At 61.6% G+C, this 7,034-nt stretch carries 5 protein-coding genes and 4 tRNA genes; 4 read left to right on the forward strand and 5 right to left on the reverse strand.

What is annotated here, in order from left to right:
- Nucleotides 1–74: 74 nt before the first annotated feature.
- Nucleotides 75–950 (forward strand): helix-turn-helix domain-containing protein, encoded by an 876-nt coding sequence (locus tag J0O65_RS17485; RefSeq protein WP_215408523.1) that lies wholly within the window; start codon nucleotides 75–77, stop codon nucleotides 948–950.
- A gap of 55 nt (nucleotides 951–1,005) precedes the next feature.
- Here J0O65_RS17485 and J0O65_RS17490 read toward each other — a convergent pair.
- The 4 genes from J0O65_RS17490 to J0O65_RS17505 all read right to left on the reverse strand — a co-directional run bounded on the left by J0O65_RS17490 (nucleotide 1,006) and on the right by J0O65_RS17505 (nucleotide 1,621).
- Nucleotides 1,006–1,082, reverse strand: a tRNA-Arg gene (locus tag J0O65_RS17490).
- Between the two features lie 82 nt (nucleotides 1,083–1,164).
- A tRNA-Arg gene (locus J0O65_RS17495) sits at nucleotides 1,165–1,241 on the reverse strand.
- Nucleotides 1,242–1,389: 148 nt separating this feature from the next.
- Nucleotides 1,390–1,466: transfer RNA gene (locus J0O65_RS17500), tRNA-Arg, on the reverse strand.
- 78 nt (nucleotides 1,467–1,544) lie between these two features.
- Nucleotides 1,545–1,621, reverse strand: a tRNA-Arg gene (locus J0O65_RS17505).
- Nucleotides 1,622–2,006: 385 nt separating this feature from the next.
- On the opposite strand from J0O65_RS17505, the gene J0O65_RS17510 reads away from it, so the two are divergent.
- Together J0O65_RS17510 and J0O65_RS17515 are read left to right on the forward strand one after the other, a co-directional pair.
- A complete protein-coding gene (locus J0O65_RS17510; protein WP_215408524.1) occupies nucleotides 2,007–4,109 on the forward strand; it encodes a PAS domain-containing sensor histidine kinase in 2,103 nt (700 codons plus the stop codon).
- A 302-nt stretch (nucleotides 4,110–4,411) separates the two neighbouring features.
- On the forward strand, nucleotides 4,412–5,395 hold the full coding sequence (locus J0O65_RS17515) for a GGDEF domain-containing response regulator (RefSeq protein ID WP_215408525.1): 984 nt from the start codon (nucleotides 4,412–4,414) through the stop codon (nucleotides 5,393–5,395).
- Nucleotides 5,396–5,415: 20 nt separating this feature from the next.
- Here the strand turns inward: J0O65_RS17515 and J0O65_RS17520 are convergent, their stop codons facing one another.
- Nucleotides 5,416–5,811, reverse strand: coding sequence for a hypothetical protein (locus tag J0O65_RS17520; RefSeq protein WP_215408526.1), 396 nt, complete (start codon nucleotides 5,809–5,811; stop codon nucleotides 5,416–5,418).
- 311 nt (nucleotides 5,812–6,122) lie between these two features.
- Here J0O65_RS17520 and J0O65_RS17525 point away from each other — a divergent pair, with 311 nt between their 5' ends.
- A complete protein-coding gene (locus tag J0O65_RS17525) occupies nucleotides 6,123–6,836 on the forward strand; it encodes a sensor histidine kinase (protein WP_215408527.1) in 714 nt (237 codons plus the stop codon).
- The last annotated feature ends 198 nt before the right edge of the window (nucleotides 6,837–7,034 follow it).

The following is a 7,034-nucleotide window of genomic DNA, read 5'->3' on the forward strand; positions in this document are numbered from 1 at the left end:
AGATCAAGGGAAAATGCGTGCGCAGCAACCGATACTGATACTATCCTGACCATCACTCTCCTGAAAACGTCACGATGACGCCTTTATTTGAACAAGTCACGATTCCGACGGGCCACTCCTGGGGCTTGCTGTGGCGCGAACTCGACGCGATTCCCTTCCTCTGGCATTACCACCCGCAATTCGAGCTGACCCTGACGGTCAATGCGCGGGGACAACGCTACATCGGCGACCACCTGGGCGACTTCGAGCCGGGCGACCTGGTGCTGCTGGGACCGAATTTGCCGCACACGTGGTCGGCCAGCGAGCGCATCGACGGCACGCAGCCGATGCTGGCCGTCGTCGTGTGGTTTTCGCTGGAATGGGTGGAACAGCTGGCAGCCTGTTTTCCGGAATTGCACAGCGTGCGGCAACTGGCGCGCCGGGCCGGCCCTGCCCTGCATTTTTCGCCGGCAACGAGTGCGCGCTGCGCGGCCAGACTGCTGCAATTGCAGGCGCTGCCCGTGCCGCAGCGCCTGCCGCTGCTGCTCGACGTGCTGCTGGACCTGGCGGGCGATGGCGCCGCGCAGCCGCTGGCCTCGACAGCGCTGGCGCCGATGCCTGCCGATGTGCAGCAACAGCGCATGGAAATCGTCTTCGATTTCATGCACGCGCATTTCCGGGAAGAGATCGCACTGGAGACCCTGGCACAGAAGGCAGCCCTGTCCTTGGGCGCCTTCCACCGCTGTTTCAAGCGCCACGCGCATTGCACGCCGGGCGAGTACCTGGCGCGGCTGCGCATCGGCCGCGCCTGCCAACAGCTGATCGAGAGCAATCTCGCCATCGCCGTCATCGCGCAAGAGGCGGGCTACCGCAACCTGGCGCATTTCAACCGCCAGTTCCGCGCCGCCAGGCACGTCACGCCGCGCGCGTTTCGCCAGCAATACCGGCGCGGCGCCAGCGGCGCCGCGTAAATCCATTCGGAAACGAAAAAGGGGACCAGATTTTACAATCTGATCCCCGATATTCTGGTGCGGCTGGCAGGAATTGAACCCACGACCCCTTGGTTCGTAGCCAAGTACTCTATCCAGCTGAGCTACAGCCGCAAAACTTCTACAACATTCCATCGACAACATGGAGGTGAAACTTGTTACAACAAAACCAGGCAAAGTCTGATTTTCAATATTCTGGTGCGGCTGGCAGGAATTGAACCCACGACCCCTTGGTTCGTAGCCAAGTACTCTATCCAGCTGAGCTACAGCCGCCTAAGACAAGATTATAGCAGGGCTTTGCAGAATGGCAAAGGGCGCCATGCGGATATTTCACAATTGCCCTGGCCGCTGGCCGGCTGCCGTCAGGACGAAAAAAAACCCGGAAAGTCACCTTTCCGGGTTTTTTCTGTACTGCTGATACTGGTGCGGCTGGCAGGAATTGAACCCACGACCCCTTGGTTCGTAGCCAAGTACTCTATCCAGCTGAGCTACAGCCGCAAACTCTGACACACTTCGCCGGACGGCACGAAGCTTGAAACTTTCATCAAAACGAAGTGAACTTCATCTTGGTAATACTGGTGCGGCTGGCAGGAATTGAACCCACGACCCCTTGGTTCGTAGCCAAGTACTCTATCCAGCTGAGCTACAGCCGCGCAGGCAAACATTATAGCGTATTCATTTCGCTTTGAAAAGTTCGATTTTTCAATCGCTTAGCTGATTTTGCAGAATACCGCCCCGCATGATCCGCCACCTTTTCACTGCCAAAAAGCTTGCGCCTTTTTATCGATGCATGCTTCTGCTTTCACAGGAGACATCCAGCGAATCGAGAAGTTGCTGTCTCGAAAGAAGCGGGATTATAGGGACTGCTTTCCAGCCTGTCCAGTGCTATCTGCAAGTGGCGCGCAAGCGTGCGGTGGCGGCGCGCCGCTTGGGGCTACAATACCAGCCAGACCGGGGCGTTTGTGCCTCCCCCCATGCATGGCGGCGGCCCGGCGGGGCAAGACCCCGGACGGCAGACTCACTGTTGCAGGATTTCCGATGGCCAAGCATGACCGCAAGCAATATCTGCTTCCCCCATCAGCGCCGCTGAGCCTTGCCGACGAGCACCTGGCCAACTTACTAGAAAGCATCACCGATGGTTTCTGCCTGCTCGACCGCGACTGGACCATCCGCTACCTCAATACGCGCGGCGCCGCCATGCTGGCGCCGCAACATCCGCCTGGCGTCAGCCTGGCAGGCAACGATTTGTGGCAAGCCTGTCCCGCCTTGCAGGGCACGGAGCTGGAAGTGCAATACCGGCGCGCAATGGCGCAGCAGCAAAGCTGCAGTTTCGAACTGCCGTATGCGCCGCTGGGGCGCTGGCTGGAAGTGCGCATCTTCCCATCCAGCGACGGCTTGACCACGTATCTCCAGGACATCAGCCAGCGCAAGGCGGCCGAGGAAAGCTTGCGCCACAGCGAAGAGAACTTGCGCGCGCTGGCCAATTCCATCCCGCAACTGGCCTGGATCGCCGGCTTCGACGGCGCCAATGCCTGGTATAACCAGCGCTGGCACGACTACACGGGCACCAGCGCCGAACAGATGGCGGGCGACGGCTGGAGCATCGCCTATGACGCGCAGCACCTGGCACCCATGCTGCACACCTGGAAGGCTGCCTTGCGCGATGGCACGCCCTTCGAAATGGAATTCCCGATCCGCGGCGCCGACGGCCAGTACCGCTGGTTCCTGACGCGCGCCAATCCCGTGCGCGACCAGGGCGGCCAGTTGCTGCGCTGGTTTGGCACTTGCACCGACGTCGACCAGGTCCGGCGCGCGCAGGAAGCCTTGCGCGATGAAACGCGCGTGCTCGAATTACTCAACAATACGGGAGCCACCCTGGCCGGCACCCTCGACTTGCCGGCCCTGCTGCAGGAAACCGTCGATGCGGCCACGCGCATCAGCGGCGCGCGCTTCGGCGCCTTTTATTATGACGATGCGGGCGAGGCGAACGACGGCGCCGCGCCCCTGCCCGCGGCGCGCACCGTCAACGGCATCAGCCTGCGCCAGGCCGAGGCGATCGCCACGGAACTGCGCCAGGGACCGGCCATGCGCCAGAACGACTTGCTGGCCGCGCCCGAGGCCAGCGCCGACGGCGCACCGCCGCTGCGCAGCTGCCTGAGCCTGCCCGTCAACTCGCGCTCGGGCCTGTTGCTGGGGCGTTTGCTGCTCGGTCATCCGCAGGCGGGCATGTTCAGCGCGCGCAGCGAACGCATCGTCTCCGCCATCGCGGCCCAGGCCGCCGTCGCGCTCGACAATACGCGCCTGTACGCGGCCGCCACGCACGCCGCCGAAGAGCGCAAGATACTGCTCGACAGCGAACGCGAGGCGCGCGCCGAAGCCGAGCGCACGAACCAGCTGAAGGATGAATTTCTCGCCACCCTGTCGCATGAACTGCGCACGCCGCTGTCGGCCATCCTGGGCTGGGCCCAGGTGTTGCGGCGCGGCACGCGTGACCAGGCCGACCTGCACCGCGGCTTGCAAAGCATCGAACGCAATGCGCGCGCGCAGGCGCAACTGATCGAAGACTTGCTCGACATGAGCCGCATCACCTCCGACAAGGTGATGCTCGACCTGCAAACCATCGTGCCCGCCAGCATCATCGCCTCGGCCATCGAAACCTTGCGCCCGGCGGCCGAGGCCAAGCACATCGCCATCCACAGCAACATCGCCAGCGATGCGGGCCGCATCACGGGCGACCCCAGTCGTATCCAGCAAGTGATCTGGAACCTGCTGTCGAATGCCCTGAAGTTCACGCCACAAGGGGGCCGGGTCGACATCGGCGTGCGCCGCGAGGCGAGCCGCCTGGCCATCACGGTGGCCGACAACGGCGTCGGCATCAAGCAAGACTTCCTGCCCCACGTGTTCGACCGCTTCCGCCAGGCCGACGCCTCCACCACACGCCGGCATGGCGGCCTGGGACTGGGACTGGCGATCGTCAAGCACCTGGTCGAGCAGCATGGCGGCACGGTCACGGCCAGCAGCGCCGGCGACATGCAAGGCGCCAGCTTTACCGTGCGCCTGCCCCTGGGGACGGCGGCCGCGCCGGCGCGCCGCAATGGCGGCGCCCCGCGCCCTGAACAGGGCCACAAAACACCGCCCTAAAAAGATGATACAAAGAAATACATAGTGCAGTACAAAATGACTATTTCCATAGGTTACCCTTCCTACTTTCAGACGCGGCACTGTCCTACAAGCAACTTAGGCAAAATTTGCTACACTGAAATGAAGAAATCCACCTGCGCGGCAGGCAGGCGACAGGAGACGTTGGTCGCCAGGAGTGGTAGAAGCAAGTTCAGCGTTGTTGTGCGCCCTATCTTGTTGCAAGGCGCTACTATCTTTCCCACCGCCGCCAGCCTATCATCCAGATAGAAGCCAGCATTGCATAGACTTTACCGAGACCCCACATGCCCAGCCAAGATGAGATTTTGAAAGCCAAAATTTTGGTCGTCGACGATTCGCCCGACAATGTCGACCTGATGCTGGAAATCCTGCGCGATGCCGGCTACACCGATGTCACGGCCACCATGCGTCCGGCCCAGGTCTGCCCCTTGCACCGGGAGCATTGCTACGACCTGATCTTGCTGGATCTGCAAATGCCGGAACTCAATGGTTTCCAGGTCATGAAAGGCTTGAAGGAAATCGAGCATGGCGGCTACCTGCCCGTGCTGGCCCTGACGGCGCAGCCCAGCTTCAAGATCGCCGCCCTGGAAGCAGGAGCGCGCGACTTCATCAGCAAGCCCTTCGACCTGATGGAAGTGCACAAGCGCATCCACAACATGCTGGAAGTGCGGCTGCTGTACAAGGAATTGGCGCAATACAGCAAGCAACAGCAGGAACTGGCGCTGCACGACCCGCTGACGGGCTTGCCCAACCGGCGCCTGCTGGAAGACCGCATCGAGCATACACTGCAGCAATCGGCCCGCCAGCGCGGCAAGTCGGCCATCCTGTACCTGGACCTGGATGGTTTCAAGGCCATCAACGACAGTTACGGCCACGGCTATGGCGATGACATCCTGAAAATGGTGGCGACCCGCCTGGTGAGCGCGTCGCGCAAGGAAGACACGGTGGCGCGCATCGGCGGCGACGAGTTCGTCATCGTGCTGGGCAACCTGGCTGGCAAGGGCGACGCGCGCGAGCCGGCCGCCAAGCTGATCGAAGTCATTTCCGAACCGTATTTCATCAACGACCTGACCCTGCGCCTGTCGACCAGCATCGGCATCGCCATCTATCCGGATGACGCCAGCTCCGTCGAATCGCTGCTGGGCGCGGCGGACACGGCCCTGTACGAAGCCAAGCGCGCCGGCAAGAACCGCTTTTGCTGTTCGCCCCACGAAGTGATGACCAGCCAGGTGAACCTGCAGCAAAGCGGCATCCCCTCGATCGCCTGATTTTTACTGCGCGCGGCGCCTTACTTCTTGCCAGCCGTTACTTCATGCTGGCCTGCATGCTGGTGGTCCGTTTGCGCATTGACGGTTTCCGGCGCCACTTCGATGCGCGTGATGCCGGCATCGACGGAAATCGGATCGCTGGCGGGGAAAGTCATTTCCACGGCGTCATCGAGCAATTCCTCCTTGGCCCGCTGTTCGCCGCTCATGCCCTCTTCATCGGCCAGAATGGCCAGCGCGCTGGCCCATTTGACGAAATTGAGGTTGGACAGTTCGCGCACGGTGTTCACGCCAAACGCTTGCTGCAAGGCCTTGGCATCCTTCGCGCTGACGCCGCGCAGGGCGCTGATGGGCGCATTGACGATGTCGCGGAAGCTTTTGTCAAGGTATTCCTGGTCGACGATGGTATCGATATTCATGGCATGTCCTTTCGTTTCGGTCAGCGGGCCCGCGCTGCGCCCCGCGCCGCGGTGGCGCCAGGCTGCATGGGGTAGTGCACAGCCCCACTATGGCAGCGTGCCGCGCCCAGGTATGTGCGCAGCCGTACGTAACGAAGGGAACGGTCCCCGCTGGCGCAAACGAAAATATTGTCTATAATATAAAAGCGATGGGAGGAGATCAAAATTGCCGAAAAGACAGAAATTTTCCATCCATGCGCCCTGCGATGAAATCCTCATGTATGATCCACCACTTGAATTTGGTCCTCACCTTTCACCATTCACGGGGCGCTATGTCCGCACAAACAGATCCGAACAAGGAAACGGCCCAGGCCGATGCGGAACGCGCCGCCGATCTCAGCGAATTGCTCGGCCACGTCAACACCAGTTGGGACAATGAACGGCGCGCCCTGTCGCGCCAGCTGCACGACAGCCTCGGCTCTTCGCTGACGGCGCTGACCATGCACTTGTCGCTGCTGACGCAAAAAATGCCGCAGGAAGCGGCCTTGCTCGACCGGGCCGCGACCATGAAGCAATTGCTGCTGAATGTGATTGAAACCAACCGCCAGATGCAGATGAAGCTGTGGAACGACAAGCTGGAGTTTCTCGGCGTGAATGTGGCGCTGGGCGAACTGGCCACGCAATTTGCCGAACAGCACCAGATCACCGTGCGCTGCAGCCTGCCCGAAGATGAACTGATTTGCCCGCGCAACGTGGGCGTGGCCCTGCTGCGCACCCTGGAAGAAGCGCTCAGCAACATCGCCGCGCACGCCCATGCCACGCAGGTGGACATCATCATCGACGACAACGACGAGGCGCTGATGATGACCATCAAGGATAACGGCACGGGCTTGCCGGCCAGCAAACCCGTCGAAATGAGCAAGCATGGCCTGCGCGCCGTGCGCGAGCGCGTGCATTACCTGGGCGGCAGCCTGAGCCTGACGGCCAATCCGCAAGGCGGCACGGCCCTGACCGTCGTCTTGCCGCGCATTAGCCCGAAAGAATAGCCATTCCCCGGCAGCGCCAGACCAGAACACCGCCGGAGGAACGTCGACGCGCCACCTCGGCACCAGCCGCACCGTCAAGGACGGCAAGACGAAGCGGCGCCTGTGGCGCGCGGCAAATAAAAAAGGGCCTTGCGGCTAATGCCGTTCAGTTAAGACTGAACGGCATTTTCATTTTGGGCTTGTAAACGTCAGGGGCTG

Source organism: Janthinobacterium sp. JC611, from assembly GCF_018682595.1.
Classification (GTDB): domain Bacteria; phylum Pseudomonadota; class Gammaproteobacteria; order Burkholderiales; family Burkholderiaceae_D; genus Janthinobacterium.